At 67.5% G+C, this 18,328-nt stretch carries 15 protein-coding genes and 3 pseudogenes; 7 read left to right on the forward strand and 11 right to left on the reverse strand.

Features of this window, described 5'->3' with window-relative positions; translation table 11 throughout:
* Positions 1–16: 16 nt before the first annotated feature.
* Positions 17–451, reverse strand: a complete 435-nt coding sequence (locus AWC18_RS02555; RefSeq protein ID WP_085137460.1) for a DUF6188 family protein — start codon at positions 449–451, stop codon at positions 17–19.
* A gap of 90 nt (positions 452–541) precedes the next feature.
* On the reverse strand, positions 542–1,147 hold the full coding sequence (locus tag AWC18_RS02560; RefSeq protein ID WP_085137462.1) for a TetR/AcrR family transcriptional regulator: 606 nt from the start codon (positions 1,145–1,147) through the stop codon (positions 542–544).
* 150 nt (positions 1,148–1,297) lie between these two features.
* On the opposite strand from AWC18_RS02560, the gene AWC18_RS02565 reads away from it, so the two are divergent.
* Positions 1,298–1,957 carry a TetR/AcrR family transcriptional regulator gene (locus tag AWC18_RS02565; protein WP_085137464.1) on the forward strand — a complete coding sequence of 220 codons (660 nt, stop codon included), beginning with the start codon at positions 1,298–1,300 and terminating at the stop codon, positions 1,955–1,957.
* Between the two features lie 494 nt (positions 1,958–2,451).
* Here AWC18_RS02565 and AWC18_RS02570 read toward each other — a convergent pair whose 3' ends face one another.
* Positions 2,452–4,242, reverse strand: coding sequence for an AIPR family protein (locus AWC18_RS02570; protein WP_165757968.1), 1,791 nt, complete (start codon positions 4,240–4,242; stop codon positions 2,452–2,454).
* 521 nt (positions 4,243–4,763) lie between these two features.
* Here AWC18_RS02570 and AWC18_RS22170 point away from each other — a divergent pair.
* The 5 genes and pseudogenes from AWC18_RS22170 to AWC18_RS02595 all read left to right on the forward strand — a co-directional run.
* A complete protein-coding gene (locus AWC18_RS22170; protein ID WP_064997180.1) occupies positions 4,764–5,579 on the forward strand; it encodes a PE family protein in 816 nt (271 codons plus the stop codon).
* 49 nt (positions 5,580–5,628) lie between these two features.
* The gene (locus AWC18_RS02580) at positions 5,629–6,798 is read left to right on the forward strand and encodes a PPE family protein (RefSeq protein ID WP_064997179.1); all 1,170 of its coding nucleotides are present in this window, start codon (positions 5,629–5,631) and stop codon (positions 6,796–6,798) included.
* Positions 6,799–6,886: 88 nt separating this feature from the next.
* A pseudogene (locus AWC18_RS02585) lies at positions 6,887–8,743 on the forward strand (ATP-binding protein); the annotation flags it as partial.
* A gap of 1 nt (position 8,744) precedes the next feature.
* Positions 8,745–9,428 carry a response regulator gene (locus AWC18_RS02590; protein WP_085137468.1) on the forward strand — a complete coding sequence of 228 codons (684 nt, stop codon included), beginning with the start codon at positions 8,745–8,747 and terminating at the stop codon, positions 9,426–9,428.
* 67 nt (positions 9,429–9,495) lie between these two features.
* Positions 9,496–9,942 (forward strand): annotated as a pseudogene (locus tag AWC18_RS02595) (DUF1942 domain-containing protein); the annotation flags it as partial.
* Between the two features lie 128 nt (positions 9,943–10,070).
* On the opposite strand, the gene AWC18_RS02600 reads toward AWC18_RS02595, so the two are convergent.
* From AWC18_RS02600 to AWC18_RS21935, 7 genes and pseudogenes are all read right to left on the reverse strand, one after another.
* Positions 10,071–11,030 carry a Ppx/GppA phosphatase family protein gene (locus tag AWC18_RS02600; RefSeq protein ID WP_109470312.1) on the reverse strand — a complete coding sequence of 320 codons (960 nt, stop codon included), beginning with the start codon at positions 11,028–11,030 and terminating at the stop codon, positions 10,071–10,073.
* Positions 11,021–11,512 (reverse strand): DUF501 domain-containing protein, encoded by a 492-nt coding sequence (locus tag AWC18_RS02605; protein WP_064997176.1) that lies wholly within the window; start codon positions 11,510–11,512, stop codon positions 11,021–11,023. The genes AWC18_RS02600 and AWC18_RS02605 overlap by 10 nt, the downstream gene beginning before the upstream one ends.
* Entirely contained in the window at positions 11,505–12,149 is a 645-nt protein-coding gene (locus AWC18_RS02610; RefSeq protein ID WP_064997175.1) for an FtsB family cell division protein, read from the reverse strand. The genes AWC18_RS02605 and AWC18_RS02610 overlap by 8 nt, the downstream gene beginning before the upstream one ends.
* An 18-nt stretch (positions 12,150–12,167) precedes the next feature.
* On the reverse strand, positions 12,168–13,457 hold the full coding sequence (gene eno / locus AWC18_RS02615) for a phosphopyruvate hydratase (RefSeq protein ID WP_064997174.1): 1,290 nt from the start codon (positions 13,455–13,457) through the stop codon (positions 12,168–12,170).
* 82 nt (positions 13,458–13,539) lie between these two features.
* Positions 13,540–14,274, reverse strand: coding sequence for a lytic transglycosylase domain-containing protein (locus tag AWC18_RS02620; RefSeq protein ID WP_064997173.1), 735 nt, complete (start codon positions 14,272–14,274; stop codon positions 13,540–13,542).
* Between the two features lie 134 nt (positions 14,275–14,408).
* The gene (sigC, locus tag AWC18_RS21930) at positions 14,409–14,969 is read right to left on the reverse strand and encodes an RNA polymerase sigma factor SigC (RefSeq protein WP_234806409.1); all 561 of its coding nucleotides are present in this window, start codon (positions 14,967–14,969) and stop codon (positions 14,409–14,411) included.
* A gap of 108 nt (positions 14,970–15,077) precedes the next feature.
* Positions 15,078–15,806, reverse strand: a pseudogene (locus AWC18_RS21935) (DUF2275 domain-containing protein); the annotation flags it as partial.
* A gap of 99 nt (positions 15,807–15,905) precedes the next feature.
* On the opposite strand from AWC18_RS21935, the gene AWC18_RS02630 reads away from it, so the two are divergent.
* A complete protein-coding gene (locus tag AWC18_RS02630) occupies positions 15,906–17,426 on the forward strand; it encodes a PPE family protein (RefSeq protein ID WP_064997172.1) in 1,521 nt (506 codons plus the stop codon).
* Positions 17,427–17,441: 15 nt separating this feature from the next.
* Here the strand turns inward: AWC18_RS02630 and AWC18_RS02635 are convergent, their stop codons facing one another.
* Positions 17,442–18,326 (reverse strand): nucleoside triphosphate pyrophosphohydrolase, encoded by an 885-nt coding sequence (locus tag AWC18_RS02635; RefSeq protein ID WP_064997171.1) that lies wholly within the window; start codon positions 18,324–18,326, stop codon positions 17,442–17,444.
* Between the last annotated feature and the right edge of the window lie 2 nt (positions 18,327–18,328).

The following is an 18,328-nucleotide window of genomic DNA, read 5'->3' on the forward strand; positions in this document are numbered from 1 at the left end:
TCGTTATCGTCGGCGCTCAAGGGCGCACCGCAGGGCGCTCGGACACCAGGTCATCTTCGGGTAGATCATGGCGCACGACGCGAACCCGGCCACCGGGTAGACAGGCCATATAACCGTGGCGCTTGCCGTACAACTCCCAGGCCGTGAAACTCTCATCGGCCGCTACGGTGAAGCCGTAGCCGTTTGAGAACTCGACACGCAGAGTGCCGTCGTCGTCGCAGTTGGCGCGCGTGCAGACGCTCCCGGCGAAGTTCAGCAGCGGGCGCTGGAAATTCGGCACGTCATTCGGATCAACGAGCACGTCTTCGGCCGGATGCGCACCCACCGGGGGGAGTGACAAGCGCAGTGGTCGTGTTATGACCAGCTCGTTGTAGTCCTCCAGATTGAGCACCAGACCGCCGACCAAGCTGACCCGCTGGACCTCGCAGGCTTGAATCCACTGGGTGATCATCAGACCGCCTCTCGCCGCCAATTGGTTCCTACGATACTAACAGTATCGCTCCGCTACCGATAGTAGCGTTCTGTCCAAATGGCCGTCCGATCACGCCTGTCGCGACTCTGCGTTCTTGATGATCAATCCGATGCTGCGCTCTAGTCGGACGGCGATATCCTCGGCGGAGGTGCCGTGCCGGACCCATGTGACCAGGCTGGCGAGCCAGACGTTGCCGACGATGGCGGCGATTCGGTGGTGCCTCGGGTTCGGTTCCCCGCCGGCGATCGCCAGCCCGATCAGGTGCTCGATGACCGCCTCCGCGCGGTCCACCTCTGCGCTCGCGCTGCCATCGGCGAAGACGAACGCGCGGGTCACGGCCTCCGTCAGCGCCGGCCTGGTATGCCATTCTCGACAGAGGCGCGCATTCAAGTGCTCCACCCGCAGCCACGATGATCCCGCTGTGGCGGTCCAATCCCGTTCGGCTCCAATACGTTCGAACTCACGCGCCAGGATGGCCACCAGTACGTGCGCCTTCGATGGGTAGAGGCGATAAAGGGTGCCGACCGCTATCCCGGCGCTATCGGCAACTGCGCGCATCTTCACCGCGTTGTAGCCGCCACTCGAGGCGATTGTTGCGGCGCAGTCGAGGATGATCTCGCGTTTACGAATCGACTCGGCGCAGCGATCCTCTTTGATCGATCCGGTTGTCGTCATCGGCAATCCTCGGCCTGTGAGGGCAGGCCCGGGGCGGACGCTGCCATGGGCAACGATCACGGCGGGACGCACAGTATCGCTACGCTACCGTTGGTACCATAACGCGATGCGAGTCGGAATGACCAGACGATCCGGTCGACGGATAGGGCGATGAACAACGCTTCGCCGCCCGACGGAGACGACCCCGATCCCCGTCGGGCCCGGTCGCGAACACGATTACTCGACGCCGCCGCCGATCTGCTCAGCACGGGCGGAGTCGAGGCGGTGACGATCGACGCGGTCACCAAGGCCTCGAAGGTTGCGCGAACCACCCTCTACCGCCATTTCAACAGTTCCTCGCACCTTCTCGCCGCGACCTTCGAGCGACTCCTACCCCAAGTCACCCCGCCGCTGCCGAGCTCACTTCCTCTGCGGGAGCAGCTGATCGAACTTCTCACACGTCAGGCGTCCCTATTCGCCGACGCACCCCTTCACCTCACCACCCTGGCGTGGGTGTCACTAGGGCCTTCGTCGCCCGAAAGTGACGACGCCGGCCACACGCAGTCACTGCGAACGAGGGTGGTCGACCAATACCGCCAGCCGTTCGACACCATCCTGCAGAGCCCCCAAGCGCGCGACGAGCTGGACGACTTCGACGTCGAACTCGCCATGTGCCAACTCGTCGGACCACTGGCGTTCGCGCGCATGACCGGACTCCGCACTATGAGCCGGCACCAATGCGAAAACATCGCCGACGACTTTCTCAAGGCCCATCGACGCGTGCGCCCCGGAGGGCAGTCAGCCTCAGCCCGCAATTCCACACCGAAGTAGACAGATAAACGAAGACGCCAGGCCGCGATTCTCGCGCCTGGCGACTGTGAGTTGTAGCGGTGGCAATCTGTCCGTCTCGATTCTAGAGAAACGAGACGGCCCTCAAGTCACTACTCCCCACCACGTAATCCCAAGTCGGCCCCGTCTCGTTTCCTTTCTCACACCGCATGTCTCAGATCTCAATGTCTGCGGGCATTGACACGGTCGTCGGCGGCCGGAATTCGCGGCTACGCACCCGTCACCACCGCGGGTTAGAACGTCGATGGACGGTTGGCCGCGCGCCTCCGCCGTGTCTTCCATCCGGAACTCATACCGACGAGCCCTCGGGCGTGGTCAACACCGTAGGCGGAACCCGTCCGAGAACTCGCTTCGTCGCTTGGTGGGCGCGCGAGAGGCTACTTCCGTCCCCCCGCCGCTTACACGCCCGGCCTTGTTGGCCGTCCAACGTCATTCGAGTAACCGGCCACGCTTGCGACTTTCAATCGCGCCCGCCATCAAACGGTCGGCGCCGCCTCGGTCGCTTCGGCAAGCCCATCGAACGGTACCGGGTTGGCGGACCGGATTGCCTCCAGCATCGAACTGAATGCCTCAATCGCATTCTTGACTCGCTCTTGGGCCTTGAGACCGCGATCCGTCGCTGGCAATAGATGGCCTGAGAACGCCGTGGCCAGGGCGACAACAGGTTGCCAAGTTTCCACGGCGTCGATCGGAGATAGATTCTCTTTGAAACGGAGCGAATAGCGGTTCGCTACAGCGACTTCGAGGACCGTCTCAATGCACGAACCAATCGCCGCAACTAGCAGGTAATTCGATCCCCGTGAGCTGAAGAAGGCCGCGTGTCGCTTCTGTGCGTCCGTCCGGGATTCTTCCCGGATCCCCAGGATGTTTTGTTTCTCCCGTTCCACAGCTTTGAGGAGACTGTAGGTGTAAACGATGTGGCGTGCGGTGACGGTGTCGCGAAATATGCGCGAGTAGACGGCGTCATTGTCCCAAATGCTCCGCGTCTCGTTATAGGCAAGGTTTGGCTCGCCATGAAAAGCCGCTAACGACTGGGCAACGGGAGAATCGGGCACAAGCGTCTTCATGCGCTGGATTGCATCGGTGGCGCCGCCTCGCCGCCCCCCGCGATAGTCGGCGTTTGGAATGGCGTCGAACTCCCTTCGCAGCCTCTCCTGGACGTCGTCTTTGCTACGGAAGTCGGTTGCTTCAACCTTGTTTTGCGTGTTGTTGTATTTGACGATATCGCCGAGGACCGATGTGTTGGTGCACTTGACGAAACGAGCCATAACGACGGCGCCCGTGGTGGAACTCGCTTCGGTCTCGTCGAGGCTGCCCAGCGCTCCAGTGGTCTGCCCACCGTTCACGATGCCGACGCCCTTGATTCGTAGCTCCATCGACGCGCCGTCGTCCTTGAATTCGTACTCGTTCACAAGAACGGTGATCCCGTTGTTGAAGATCGCAAAGTTTGTTGGCTGACTCTTCGCGGTCTCCTTGATACCGAAGTTGATATTTCCGTTCGAGCGCACGACGCCGAGGTAGTCACGAATGTTTGGTGACATCAGTCTGGTCTTGTGCTCCGTCCAAAGCGACCGCAAGTCGGCGACGTCAACGGCAGTCGAGAACGCGCTCCAGTCTTCACCGAAAATTTCAAAGCCTCCGGGAACTTTGAACGTGAACTGATCTGAAACGAGGATCGGAGCCTGAATCCGGGCGTACTCCTCTTCGAGGCCTTCACGACCAATTTCAATTGCGGACACATCGACGTCGACATCGGGGAAGTCGCGCTTGAGAATGCCGTCGGCTGTCTTTTGCGCTTGGGCCAACTCGACGGCGACATTCTTGGACTCATGGCAGTTGTGGACATACCAAAGTTGAAGTTCTCGAACCTCGCCGTCACTTATAGCGTCGCGAACCTCCTGAGCCGCGCTGCGAAGTCCGTCAGGGAGTTTGTCCAACTCGCCAGCGAGAAGCCAACTGGCGCCGGTGTTCAGGTCGCTTGCCTTATTGGCCGGCGCTTCGCCTACCTCGTCCTTAGTGGACATGTACCCCTGAGCCAGGATCACCCGTTGCGTGTCCCCTACGACAGCTACGAGGTCGCATTTCTTGTCGTTGCTGCCGTCGGTGAGGCTGTTGGACGCGAAAGTGTCCACATCGTCGAAACCGAGCTTCAACTGCGCAACGAAGAGCAGCAAGGCGTTGTCGCCGTACGCAGCCAGGTCGTCCCGGCTGAGGAATGCGGCGTAGCCGGGGAAGTCCGCCGCCCCGGCGTCTTGCTGCTGAGTCATGAAGTCCCTCCCTGTCGTGTCAGTGCACCCTGTTGCCATTGCGCGCTAGTGACCATAGACGCACCGAACGGTGATACCGCAGTACATACCGCAGTAGTTCCATTTCACCTCGCCGCTCACCAACGCCGCCAACGTTGAACTCGCTGGTCAGAGCAAGATCGTCAACCGCCACCGTTAACACCAAACACAACAAACGCCCAGTTCAGAGGATTTTAAGTCCGCTGCCTCTGCCAATTGGGCTATGGGGGCTCGCGGCGAATCTAACGTGGCGACCGCGCCGGCGCCCCACCGGCACTCCGAGAAGGCCAAGAGATCAGCAGGCGCACCACGGCCGGGCCCGCCCCAGCGCCCGCCCCGAGCACCGCAATCGACTCCGGCGGACCCCGAAAGCAAACCGTCAATAATCCGCACCAGACCGTTAAGAACCCGTTAACGGCGCAATTCTTCCGTAATCCCGACGAAAGGGTGGAGCGTTGACCGGGCCCAGCTGGGGGCCCGGCTCGTATCGCACGAGGAGCTTCATGTCGTTCCTGACCACCCATCCCGATGCGCTGGCCGCCGCGGCCGGCGACCTGCAGACGATCACCGGAGCACTCAACTCCCAGAACGCGGCCGCGGCCGGCCCGATCAGCTCGCTGGCCCCGGCCGCCGCCGATGAGGTCTCCGCTCTGCAGGCTGCCCTGTTCTCCGCCTACGGCACCCTGTACCAGCAGATCAGCGCGCAGGCGGCGGCGATGCAGGAGATGTTCATCCACACCCTGCGCGCCAGCGCCGACTCCTATGGGGAGACCGAGGCCGCCAATTCTGCGGCGGCCACCACGACGGCGGGTCTGGGCACCGCCGCGGACCCGGGCACGGTGGGTTCCGGGGCGGCCATCGACTTGCGGTACGGGCTGGGTGGAGTCGTCAGCAACTCCCTTATCTACGTCGCGATGCAGGCCACCAATTTCGGCTCGGCCACCTCGGAGTTCATCGGCCTCGACCCGGGCCCCTTCACCAACCCGCCCGGCGTCATCACCCGCGCCGGCGACGGTGCGGCGGAGGGCAATCTCGTCTCCCAGGCCAGGCCCGGGGGCACCGCCGCCCCGGCCGCCACAGCAGCCGGCCAGGGCGCGCCGGCAACCAAGCTCTCGGCACCACCGAACTGGGCCGCCAAAGCCCCACCAGCCGCGGAGTCGCGTCCACTGGTCGCATCTGCAACCGCCCAGACGCACGGCGCCGCCACAGTGCCTGCCGGGGTGCCGGCCGCAGCCGCGGCAGACCGCGGCGGCTATGGCTTCGGCCGGCCGCGCTACGGCGTCAAGCCGGTCGTGATGCCCCGCAAGCCGATCGTCTAGCGGCGCCAGCACCGGCCGAGATCGACTAGAGGAAACGGATTCCCACTATATGGATTACGCAGCACTGCCCCCGGAGATCAACTCCGCGCGGATGTATTCCGGCGCCGGGGCCGCGCCGATGACGGCTGCCGCGACGGCCTGGAACTCCCTGGGCGCCGAACTGGCCACCACCGCGGCCGCCTACGAGTCGGTGATCTCCAGGCTCGCCGACGAAGAGTGGCGTGGCGCGGCCGCAACGGCGATGGCCGCCGCGGCCCGCCCCTACGTGACGTGGCTCCACGCCACCGCAGCCGCCGCCGAACACGCCGCCGCTCAGGCGTCGGCATCGGCCGCCGCCTACGAGTCGGCGCTCGCGATGACGGTCCCCCCGGCGGTGGTGGCCGCCAACCGGACACAGCTCGCGACGCTGGTGGCGACGAACTTCCTGGGGTTCAACACCGCGGCCATCGCGGAGCTTGAGGCCCAGTACGCCGAGATGTGGGCACAGGACGCCATCGCGATGTACGGCTACGCGGCCGCCTCAGCGCGAGCCGGGGCATTGCAGCCGCTGGACACGCCCGCGCCCAGCACCAACCCGGCCGGGATCGCCGGTCAAGGCGCTGCAGTGTCCCAGGCCGCCGCCGGCAACGCGCAAGAAGGGTTGTCGCAGTTGGTCTCCGGACTGTCCACGGCCATGCAGACCCTGGCGGGGCCGGCCACGGCTACTGCCCAGCCGGCTGAGGGCGGACTCGCCGGCTTCGTGGCCGACTTCATCAACTCCACCCAGTCCATCGGCTTCTGGAACGGACTGCAGACGTACAGCGCAGCGTTGAGCAACGTCGGTGCCTGGCACGGCTTCGCCGCCATCTCCAACGCGATCGCCATCGCCACCGGGCCCACCCAGGCGACGGCGACCTCACCGACCCTGGTGGACTCGGTCGCAGCTGCATCCGACAGCGCTCCCGTCATGGCAGGTACCGGACGGGCCGTCCCGGTGGGCGGTTTGTCAGTGCCGTCGAGCTGGCCGGCTGCCGTCCCGACCACGGCCACATCGATCCCCGAAACCACCGCCACGCTAGTCAGCCACGGCTGGACCGACGCCGAGGAAGGCGGCGCGGTCAACACGGTGGGTGCGGGTGTGCCGGCCACGGCATCGGCAGGCCGCAGCGGCTCAAGTCTGAGCAACCCGAAGTACGGCTTCAAACCCACCGTGATGGTGCGGCCTGTGGCCGCTGGCTGATGCCATCGGTTGCCGCAATGATGGACTGGTGAGCGTCGTGAGACAGGCCGGGTCGCCTGGACAACCACGCGAAGAACGGCGCATCGACCGCGCCGACAAGAAGATCGCCCAGACCGGGGAGGCGCGCGAGCGGATCGTGGCCGCGGTGACCGGCGGCCCCGAGTCTGAACCGCTGGTGCGCCGGGCCTCCCGGATCGCGTCGAGGGCCGGCGGTGAACTGCTGGTCCTGCATGTCCTGGGCGGCGACGGCCTGTCGGGAGCCTCGGCCCCGTGGGTGGCCAAGCTCCGCCAGCTGGCGATCAGCCTGGGCGCCTCGCTGCACACCGTGATCGGTGACGACGTACCGACTGCGCTGCTGGACTTCGCCCGTGACGTCAACGCCACCCAGTTGGTGATCGGCAGCTCGCGGCGATCCCGCTGGGCGCGCATCTTCTACGAGGGCGTGGGCGCGGCGGTGGTGCAGCGCTCCGGCGACATCGACGTGCACATCGTCACCAACGAGGAAGCCAAGCGGCGTTTCCGGACGCTGTCGATCTCACCGCCGGACCGGCGGCTGTTGTCCTGGCTGGCCGCCGTCGTCGTGCCGATTGCCATGTGCGCGGTGACCGTAGGACTTCTGGACCGCCATCTCGAGACCGGGCTCAGCGCACTGTTCTTCGTCGGAGTGTTGCTGGTGGCACTGCTCGGCGGTATCGCCCCGGCCGTGCTCGCCGCGCTGCTGTCCGGGCTGTTGCTGAACTACTTCCTGCTCTACCCGCGCCGCGATTTCGCCATCGCCGAAATCGACGCCGCGGTGACTGAGGCCGTGCTGCTCTTGGTTGCCGTAGCGGTGGCTGCCCTGGTCGACGGTGCGACCAAAAGAACTCGGGAGGCAGGCCGGGCCTCTCGCGAAGCCGAGCTCATGACCCTGTTCGCCGGGTCGGTGCTGCGCGGAGCCGACTTGGGCACCCTGCTGGAGCGGGTGCGCGAGACCTACGCCCAACGGGCGGTGAGCCTGGTCCGGGTCGCGAAGGACACCGGAGTCCCCGGTGTCGTGGCGTCGGTCGGCGAGATGCCCTGCACCTCGGTGGATCTCGCCGACACCTCGATCGATGTCGGCGACGGCGAGTTCTGGATGCTGATGGTCGGCCGTCAGTTGGCCTCCCGCGACCGCCGAGTGCTGTCGGTGGTGGCGCGGCAGGCGGCCGGGCTGGTTCGCCAGGAGGAGCTGGCGGCCGAAGCCGGCCGGGCCGAGGCGCTGATGCGAACCGACGAACTGCGCCGGTCCCTGCTGTCGGCGGTCAGCCACGACCTGCGCACCCCGCTGGCCGCCGCCAAAGCGGCGGTGTCGAGCCTGCGCGCCGACGACGTCGACTTCTCCCCCGACGACACCGCCGAGCTGTTGGCCACCGTGGAGGAATCGGTCGACCAGCTCACCGATCTGGTGGGCAACCTGCTCGACTCCTCGCGACTGGCGGCCGGTGTGGTCCGGCCGGAGCTGACCAAGGTGTACCTCGAAGAGGTGGTGCAGCGCGCTCTGATCGGAATCGGCAAGCGCAGCAACACCTTCGGTCGCGGCGGCCTCGACCAGATAAGGGTCGAGGTCGGTTCGACGGTGGCGATGGCCGATGCCGGACTGTTGGAACGCGTGCTGGCCAACGTGATCGACAATGCGTTGCGCTACGCCCCCGACAGCCCGGTCCGGGTGACCGCGAGCCACGTGGGTGAGCGGGTACTGATCAACGTCGCCGACGAGGGCCCCGGACTGCCCCCAGGCGGCGAGGCGCACGTCTTCGACCCGTTCCAACGCCTGGGCGACCGCGACAACACCAGCGGTGTCGGCCTGGGACTGCCGGTGGCACGGGGTTTTACCGAGGCAATGGGTGGCACCATCTCGGCGACGAGAACACCGGGCGGCGGGTTGACAATGGTGGTTGACCTGGCCACCCCGGCGGGAGAGAGCTGATATGCGCACACGGGTTCTGGTGGTCGACGACGAGCCGCAGATACTGCGTGCGCTGAAGATCAACCTGTCGGTGCGCGGCTACGAGGTCGTCACCGCGGCGACCGGCAGTGGTGCACTGCGCGCGGCGGCCGAACAGCGTCCCGACGTGGTGATCTTGGATCTGGGATTACCCGACATCTCCGGCATCGAAGTCATCGCGGGGCTGCGCGGTTGGCTGACGGCGCCGGTGATCGTCTTGTCTGCCCGTACCGACTCCGCCGACAAAGTGGAGGCGCTGGACGCCGGTGCCGATGACTACGTGACCAAACCGTTCGGGATGGACGAATTCCTGGCTCGGCTGCGGGCGGCTGCCCGACGCTACGCCGCGACCGCAGAACCTGATCAGCCGACCGTGGAAACGGCCTCCTTCACCGTCGATCTGGCCGCCAAGCGAGTCTCCAAGAACGGTGGCGAAGTGCACCTGACCCCGACGGAATGGGGCATGTTGGAGATGCTGGTGCGCAACCGGGGCAAGCTGGTCGGCCGTGAGGAGTTGCTCACCCAGGTATGGGGTCCGGCCTATGCCAAGGAAACGCAGTATCTCCGGGTTTATCTGGCGCAGTTGCGGCGCAAACTCGAAGACGATCCCTCAAACCCCAAACACCTGCTCACCGAGGCCGGCATGGGTTACCGCTTCGAGGTGTGAATTCTTGAGGTTTTGAATTCCGCCGGCGCGGATATGCCTGGGAGAACCAATCGGAAGGAGTTTTACCGTGTTCTCCCACATCAAGAAGACGGCAATAGCAGCAGCGGGTGGCCTCGCGACGGCCGGATTGCTGGTGGCGGCGCCGGCTTCAGCGGACCCACAAGTAGTCGAATTCGGCCAGGAGCAGGAGATTCAGAGCCCGGGCGGAGCCATCGACTACACCGTCGAGAACCTGCAACCCAGCGGACACAACGACGGCATCTGGTACTCCGAGGTGACGGCCAGGGCGGTAAGCGGTTCTCCGACCCCGAACATCGCTGACTTCAACGCCCGCGCCGTCAACAGCTCGACATTTGCGGTGATGAAGGGCAACGAGGTCGACGGCCTGCCCAACGCGCCGATCGCCCCGGGTAGCGAGGCCAGCGGCCGAATCTACTTCGACGTCAAGAATGGCACTGCGCCGGACAGCGTTGTCTACCGCGATGCCGCCGGCGTCGAGAAGGTTGTCTGGAAGCAGGACCACCAAGCTCAGGGCCACCACGCACAGGACCAGCAAGCGCAGGACCAGCAGGCGCAGAACGAGCAAGCTCAGAACGAGCAAGCTCAGGACCACCAGGCGCAGGACCAGCAAGCAGTGACCGGCTAAGCGGAGTCGGTGATCGACAACACGATGCCATCCAGGATGTCGTGTTCGCTGACCACCAACTCCTCGATTCCGGCGCGCTGCGCCAAGATGCGGGCCAGCTCCTGGACCACGATCGCCCCGCCGCCGATCACATCGACGCGGCCGGGGTGCATCGGGCCCAGGGCGGCCCGCTCGGCGTGGGTCATACCGATCAACTGATCGCAGACCACCGCCAGGTCAGCGAAGCCGATCCGCGACAGATGTATTGCGTCCGAGTCGTATTCGGACAGGCCGAGCGCCAGGGCCGACAGTGTGGTCATGGTGCCCGCCACCCCCACCCAGGTTCGGGCATGCTGCACCGGTACGGCTTGCACTGCCGCGCCCAGTAGTTCGCGCGCCACGTCACGCGCAGCGGCGACCTCCTCGGTGGTCGGCGGATCGGAGTGCAGGCACCGCTCGGTCAGCCGAACACAGCCGACGTTGGCCGAGTGACTCGCCGACACCCCGTCGACCGGATTCCCGAGTACCACCTCGGTGGACCCACCCCCGAGGTCGACCACGACGAACGGTCCTTCGGCGGCGTCCAATTCACCCACCGCACCGCGGAAAGACAGTTCTGCTTCCTCGTGCCCGGTGATCACCTCGGCGATCGCCCCGTCGACGGCGCGACCCAGCACCTGCGCGGTCATGTCGAAGAACACGTCGCGGTTGGCCGCATCACGGGTCGCCGAGGTCGCCACCATCCGCACGCGGGAAACACCGTGCGCCACCAGCAAATCGGCGTAATCGGCCAGTGCCGCTCGGGTGCGCTCCAGCGCCTCGGAGGCGAATCGTCCTGTCGCATCGACTCCTTCGCCCAATCGAACGATGCGCATCTCTCGGTGGATGTCGCGTAACCGGCCGTCGACCGGTTCAGCGATCAACAGGCGAATCGAGTTGGTGCCGCAGTCGATTCCCGCGAGGCGAGTCACAGCCAGTCCTCCGGCCGGAGGATCCCGGCCATCGCCGGCTCGGCGGCCAGGATGGCCAGTGCCTCGTCACCGAACGGGTTGACGCCGCGGCCTTTGGCCAGGGAATGGGCCATCAGCACGTGCAGGCATTTCACCCGGTCGGGCATGCCCCCGCCGGTGAACGTGGTTCCCAACGTCTCGATCGCATCCCGCTCGGCGAGATAGGACTCGTGCGCGGCCCGGTAGCCGGCCGCGAGTTCGGGATCCTGCTTGAGCCGCGCGGTCATCTCGGCCATCAGGCCTGAGGATTCCAGTCGGCTGGCCGCAGCGGTCAGCGCCGGGTGCGTCAGGTAGTACAGGGTGGGAAACGGTGTGCCGTCGGGCAGCTTCGGAGCCGTCTTGACCACAGCGGGTTCGCCGTTGGGACAGCGATAGGAGATCTCCAGGACGCCGCGCGGCTCTCGGCCCAGCTGCCGGCCCACCACCTCCAGGTCGGCGGGATCAACCAACGGGCACCACCGGAGCGGGCGGAACCAGTTGCTCGGGCGGCACAGGTGGAGCCGGCGGCGGGTGCGGCGCGTCGGCGATGGTGTGCCACAGCGCGGTGTACCAGGGATCACCGCTGGGGGCCGCCAGAGGTTCGGCGCCCGGCTCACCCGGCTCCTCGGGCGGCGCGGGCAGCTGGACCTGGTAGGGAATCTCGCCGGGCATCACAAAGCCGAGCCGCTGGCGGGCCTGCGCCCGGATGTGCGCGGGGTCTTCCAAGTTGGCCTTCTGCTGCTGCAGGTCGCTGATCTGGTGGTGCAGGGTGGTCTCCAATTGGGACTGCTGTTTCATCTCCGCGTGCTGAGCGAAGAAGGTTCGGACCGGCCCGGCCAGGGTCAGCGTGAGCACACACATCACCGCGGCCATGATGACCGCGCGCCGGGCGGTGAAGCCGACCCGCAGCTCCGAGCTCTGCTCGGCCGCCGCCGCGATGGCCCGCTTGACCGCACCGACCGGTGACGGCGACGGGGTCCGCGCGGTGCCCGCCGCGCGCCGCACCGGAGACACCCGGCGCGGACGCGCACGTCCGGTCTCCCCGCCCCGGCCCGGCCGCGACGTCGCGGGACGTCGCTTGGCGTCAGGCCGTTTCGGATCGGACATGGCAGCGACCCCTGGCTGCTACTTGCTCTCCGGCGCGTAGCGGGGGAAGGCCAGGTCGCCGGCATAACGCGCGGCGTCGCCGAGCTCCTCCTCGATCCGCAGCAGCTGGTTGTACTTGGCCACCCGCTCGCTGCGGGCCGGTGCGCCGGTCTTGATCTGACCGCTGCTGACGGCCACCGCCAAGTCGGCGATGGTGGTGTCCTCGGTCTCGCCGCTGCGGTGGCTCATCATGGTGCGGTAACCGCTGTGGTGGGCCAGCGTGACCGCGTCCAGGGTCTCGGTCAGCGTGCCGATCTGGTTGACCTTGACCAGCAGCGCATTCGCCGCGCCCCGCTCGATGCCCTCCTCGAGCCGCTCGGGGTTGGTGACGAACAGGTCGTCGCCGACGAGCTGCACCCGGTCGCCGATCGCCGAGGTCAACGACACCCAGCCGTCCCAGTCGTCCTCGGACAGCGGGTCTTCGATGGACACCAGCGGGTAGTTGTCGAGCAGCTTGGCGTAGAACTCGGCAAGCTGGGCCGCGGTACGGTTCTGCTTCTCGAACGCGTAGCCGCTGCCCTCGGTGTAGAACTCCGTGGCCGCGACGTCGAGGGCCAGCGCGACATCGGTGCCCAGCTTGAGCCCGGTGGCCTCGATCGCGGTGCTGATCAGGTCGAGCGCGGCGGTGGTGCCGGCGACGTCGGGAGCGAAACCGCCCTCGTCACCGAGCCCGGTGGACAGCCCCTGCTTCTTGAGCACCGCCTTGAGCGAGTGGTAGACCTCGGCACCCCAGCGCAACGCCTCGGCGAAGTTGGGGGCGCCGATCGGGGCGACCATGAATTCCTGGACGTCCACACCGGTGTCGGCGTGGGCGCCTCCGTTGAGGATGTTCATCATCGGCACCGGCAGGATGTGGGCGTTGGGGCCGCCCAGGTAGCGGTACAGCGGGAGCGCCGCGGAGTCGGCGGCCGCCTTGGCCACCGCCAGCGACACACCGAGCATGGCGTTGGCGCCCAGCCGGGACTTGTCCGGGGTGCCGTCGAGGTCCACCAGGGCCTGGTCCACCAACCGCTGGTCGTCAGCGCTGATCCCGATGACCGCCGGTGCGATCTGGTCCAGTACCGCGGTGACCGCCTTCTGCACGCCCTTGCCGCCGTAGCGGGTGCCCCCGTCACGAAGCTCCACGGCTTCGTGCTCGCCGGTGGATGCACCGGAGGGCACCGCGGCCCGGGCGAACGTGCCGTCTTCCAGGGCGACCTCGACCTCGACCGTGGGGTTGCCGCGCGAATCGAGGATCTCGCGGGCGCCGACCTGCTGGATGATGGGCACTGAACTTCTCCTTGAGCGTGGATGGGGCGGGTGTTCTAGCGAAGGCCTGTTGGGAGCCTAGCCGTACTGCGGACCAGACACCTCACAGCGGGCGACCGGCCGCGTATGCGGCGGCCCAGTCCCGGACGGCGCGGGCATAGATCTCCGACTGGTTGTAGGCCATCAGGGCCTTCATCCAGCCGTGCGGGGTGGCCAGATCTTTGCCGCGCCAGCACAGATATCCCGCCGCCGACAGGGCGGCGTCGTCGATGTTGTCGGGGCTGATGATCCCGTCGTTGTTGGCGTCGACGCCGTAGAGCCGCCAGGTCTCGGGAATGAACTGCATGGGGCCCATCGCACGGACCACGCCGTCGTCGTCGGCCAGATCCGGTTGCACTTCCTCGACGATGTGCAGATTGCCTCCGGATCCGTCGAGCCGGACCCCGCGGATCTTGGGCCGCACGTCGCCGTTACGCGCCACCGTGGAGTTGTTGTAGTGGCCGTGATGACTCTCGATCTGTCCGATGCCCGCCAGCGTGGTCCAGCCCAGATGGCAGTTGGGGTTCTCCACCTCGGCGACCCGCGCGGCATAGGCGTAGGCCTCCAGCGCGGTGACGGGGATGCCGAGCATCGGGGCCCGCTCAGCGGCCCACTGATAGAGCTGATCGGCCGGCCGACCCGTGGCGATGTCAGTTCTGACCGGTGGGACCGGGTCTCCGGGGGGAGGCGGGACGCCCTGCGGGATGGGGTTACCGAGCTGCCAGCTGCAACTGGATGCCAGCAGCACAGCCGTCGCGCCGACGACGGCGGCCGTCCGCAGCCAACGTAGCGCCGACACCGCACTCCCCAATCTCGAAGCTATGGTTTTGCGTCCATCGTTTCATGACTGGGCCATCAACGAGGCGCGACCGACCGCCCGTTCCGCGGGCGCACATCGCACGAATCGGCCGTGCCGGCGCGGACTCCGCAGGTCTAACCGGTCAGCTCGCTGCGGTCGGGATCGGCCAGCAGAGCGTCGCGTGCGCGCGCAACCCGGGACCGGATGGTGCCCACCGGGCAGCCGCAGACCGCGGCGGCGTCGGCGTAGGACAGACCGAACAGTTGAGTCAGCAACAGCGCCTCACGCTGATCGGTCGACAGGCCGGCGATCAACGCGTTCACCTCGACCACGTCCTCGAACCCGCGGTCCGGCCGGTCGCGTTCGAGCAGCAGCTCCGGGTCGGCGCCCGGCGCGGTGCGCGGACGCGCCTTGAGGTACCGGATGTGGTCGGCCACCACGCGCCGGGCGATGGCCAGCAGCCAGGTCCGGGCACTGGATCGGCCGGCGAATCGGGGGATCGAGCCGATCGCCCGCAGGAAGGTCTCCTGGGTCAGGTCGTCGGCACTGACCCCATCGAAGAGGTAGGCCACGAATCGCCAGACATCGTGCTGAGTGGCCTTAATGAACGCCTCCAGCGCACGGGCATCGCCGGCGGCGGCGGCGACGGCGAGAGCGGTGACAGCATCGTCATCGACCCGGTCAGCTCCCGCCATGAACATCCACCTTAGACCCGGGGCGGTGTCGCTATTACGACGCATGGTCGTAGAGCTGTCGGTGCGGCTGACCGAGCGCAGATGGCGTCGGCGACCGCGGCTGACACCCACCGCCGGGGCCGCTCGGTCAGCGCCGCCGTCGGCATCCCTGCGGGCCGGGAGCGGGCCCGCGCCACCCATGCGCTGACGTGCCACCAGCAACGCGAACACCAAGCCGATCAGCACCGGCAGATGGCTGGCGATCCGAGCGGCTGTCACCTGCCCGTGGTAGGCATCCACGGCCACATAGCCGCCCAGGGCCAGCGCATATACCCCGGCGATCGCCGCGACACCGGCTGCCACAGACGGCCAGATACCGGCGGCGATCATCGCCCCGCCGAGCGCCAACAGCCATGCGGTGGACTCATGCAGCAAATGCGCTCCGGTGGCCGCACCGTGGCCGTGGCCGTGCGCCGACACCATGCCGAAGTCCACGCCGGCGATCTGGATCGCCGCCATCACCACTTGGAGCACCCCGACGGCGATCAGCGCCGGGCGCCGAAAACCCCACCGCGACCACAGGCTGTCGCCGTCGTTCTCGGCGGTGATCGATGTCACGCCGGCGGCCGCCAGAATCTGGGCGGCCAGGTCAGGGCCGGTGCCGGCATCGGAGTCGGAGTTGATGTCGGTCAGGCGGCGGGCCTGGGCCGCGGCACCGACCAGCCACCGCCGGCAACTGCGGCATGATGCCAAGTGCGCATCGACCTGCTGCGCCGGCAGCTCCTGCTGCTCGCCGTCGAGCAGCGAGGACAGGGTCTCGCGCACCACCTCGCATCGCATGCCGACATAGTGGCTCATTGAGCGCCCGGATACAAAGATTCTTTTCCCGGGAACCAATCCGGGCCCTGCCGCGACCAATTGGTTGACCGAACGAGATCGTGTTGGAAGAGGTGTTCGATGACCGCACCGGTCTGGCTGGCGTCGCCGCCGGAGGTGCACTCGGCGCTGTTGAGCGCCGGACCCGGGCCCGGTCCCCTGCTGGAGTCGGCCTCGGCCTATGCGTCGATGAGCGCGGAATACGCCGAAGTGGCCGCTGAACTGGACGCGGTGCTGGCCGGGGTGCAGGGCGGGGCCTGGCAGGGTCCCAGCGCCCAGCAGTACGCGGCTGCGCACGGCCCGTACCTGAGCTGGCTGGCCGAGAGCGCCGCCAAGAGCACCGCGGCGGCCGGCCTGCACCAGACCGCGGCCGCGGCCTACACCACCGCGCTGGCCGGTATGCCGACCCTGGCCGAACTGGCCGCCAATCACGCGGTGCACGCGGCGTTGGTGGCGACGAACTTCTTCGGCATCAACACCATCCCGATCGCGCTGAACGAAGCCGACTACGCGCGGATGTGGGTTCAGGCCGCGGAGATGATGACCGTCTACCAGGCCGTCGCGGGAGCGGCGCTGGCCTCGGTTCCGGCCGCGACCCCCGCGCCGCCGATCGTGGCCCCGGGGGCTGCCGAGGTCGCCGCTGCCCCCAGCTGGGAACAGCAGGTCAAGGACATGCTCACGCAGTTCAACATGGGCATCGCCGACCCGATCGCCAGGTGGCTGTGGGCGCAGCTGGGTGTGGACGGATATCCGATCGAGGCGTATCCCTTCGCCAGCTCGGTCACCCAGATGCTGCTGCAGATCCCGGGGATGTCCCCGATCCTGGCCGGGGCCTTGGGTTGGACCACTTTCCACACGCTGATGTTGTTGTGGCCGATGGGGCAGATCGCCGTGCAGATGGCGATCCCGATCGTGATGGCCGCAGCACCCGCCTTCGCCGCCGCCGCCGGGCTCGGTGCGCTCGGCGCGATCGGTGCGGTCGGCGCGGCGGGGTTCGACCACCCGATCGAGGCCCCGTTGCCGGTGGGCAGCGTCGGCGCCCCGGTCGCCGCGGGGGTCCCCGCGCCCGCGATGGCCGAGGTGTGCGCCTGCGCAGACCCGATCTCCTCAGCGGGCACCACCGCTCCTGCCTCCGCGAGTGCCGGCCTGCCGGCCGGCGGCGCAGCGGGCGGCGGACCGGGCGTGGGATTCGGACCCACCTCCTGCCTGTACCTGGTGAGCAGCGTGTCCTCGTCGGCGCGCAGCTCCAGCGGTGCACGGCGTTCCCGCAGCGCCGACGAGGAGGCGTCGGAGAGCCAAGCCGCCCCCGGCGAAGCCACGGCGCAGGCCCTGGCCGCCAAGCGCCGGCAGCGGCAGCGCGCCAAGCAGCGCGGGTTCGGCGACGAATACATGGAGATGAACATCGGCGTGACGCCCGAGTGGGACGGTCCGCCGCACGCGGTAAGCGCCTCAGACTCCGGGACCGGCCCGTTGGGCTTCGCCGGCACCGCGACCGCTGCGGGCCGGCGGGCGTCCGGAATCGCTGTGCTCACCGGTGACGGGCTCGACGACGAGCCGCGTGTTCCGATGCTGCCGGGCAGTTGGGGTGAGAACCCGAACTGATCGGGTGCGCCGACGCTAGGTCTGCGGCCAGTGGGCGCGCCACTGCTCTTCGGTGGGCTTGCCGATGATCGCCTTCTCGACCGCACGCACCGTGTCCATGAGCGCCAAAACCGCTGCCCGCAAGTCGTTTTCCGCATCGATGTCGGCGGCGACCGTGACGGTGGTGACCGACTCGGGGATCAGGTCCGCGGGCACGCCGGCGCGGGCGAGCCGTTGCAGCACCTTTTGGGCCAGCGCCAGGGCCGGCTGCGCGGTCGGCACATCGTCGAGAATCGAATCGCCGGCCGCCTTCTCCAAAGCCTTGCGCTGTTCCCACTGCGCCATCTGCTCGGCCAGCGAGATCTCCTCACCGGCGAGCACCGCGGGCGCCCGGTTGCTCAGCTTGCGCAGCAGTGAATCCGCGACGTCGTCGATGCCGAACGGGTTCTGCGGCGCATCCTCGGCGATGCGGGCGTGAAACAGCACCTGCAGGAGCACATCCCCGAGCTCCGCGCACAGCGCGTCGGCGTCGCCGCTGCGGACCGCGTCGAACAGCTCGTAGGTCTCTTCGAGCAGAAAGCGGCGCAGCGAGTCGTGGGTCTGCTCGCTCTCCCACGGACCGGTGGAGCGCAGCCGGTCCATGATCGCGACGGCGTCGATCAGCCGCTCCCCCGGCGGCGCATCCGGCGCGGCGATCAGCGCTTCGCCGGCCGCCAGGCGAGCGACCACGTCGGGATGGTTGCGGTCCGACGACAGCAGCACCGGGGCTTCGGCACCCGAAAGCACCGATCGTGCCGCCGGCAACGACCACGGCACCACGATCGGCAGTTCCTCGGTGTAGACGATCTCACCGGCAAGCAGCGCAAGGGCTTCGATCGGCACCAGCGAGGGTCGGCGCGGGTCGACCAGGACGACGGTCATCG

Origin of the sequence: Mycolicibacter nonchromogenicus (genome assembly GCF_002101775.1) — a bacterium.
Classification (GTDB): domain Bacteria; phylum Actinomycetota; class Actinomycetes; order Mycobacteriales; family Mycobacteriaceae; genus Mycobacterium; species Mycobacterium nonchromogenicum.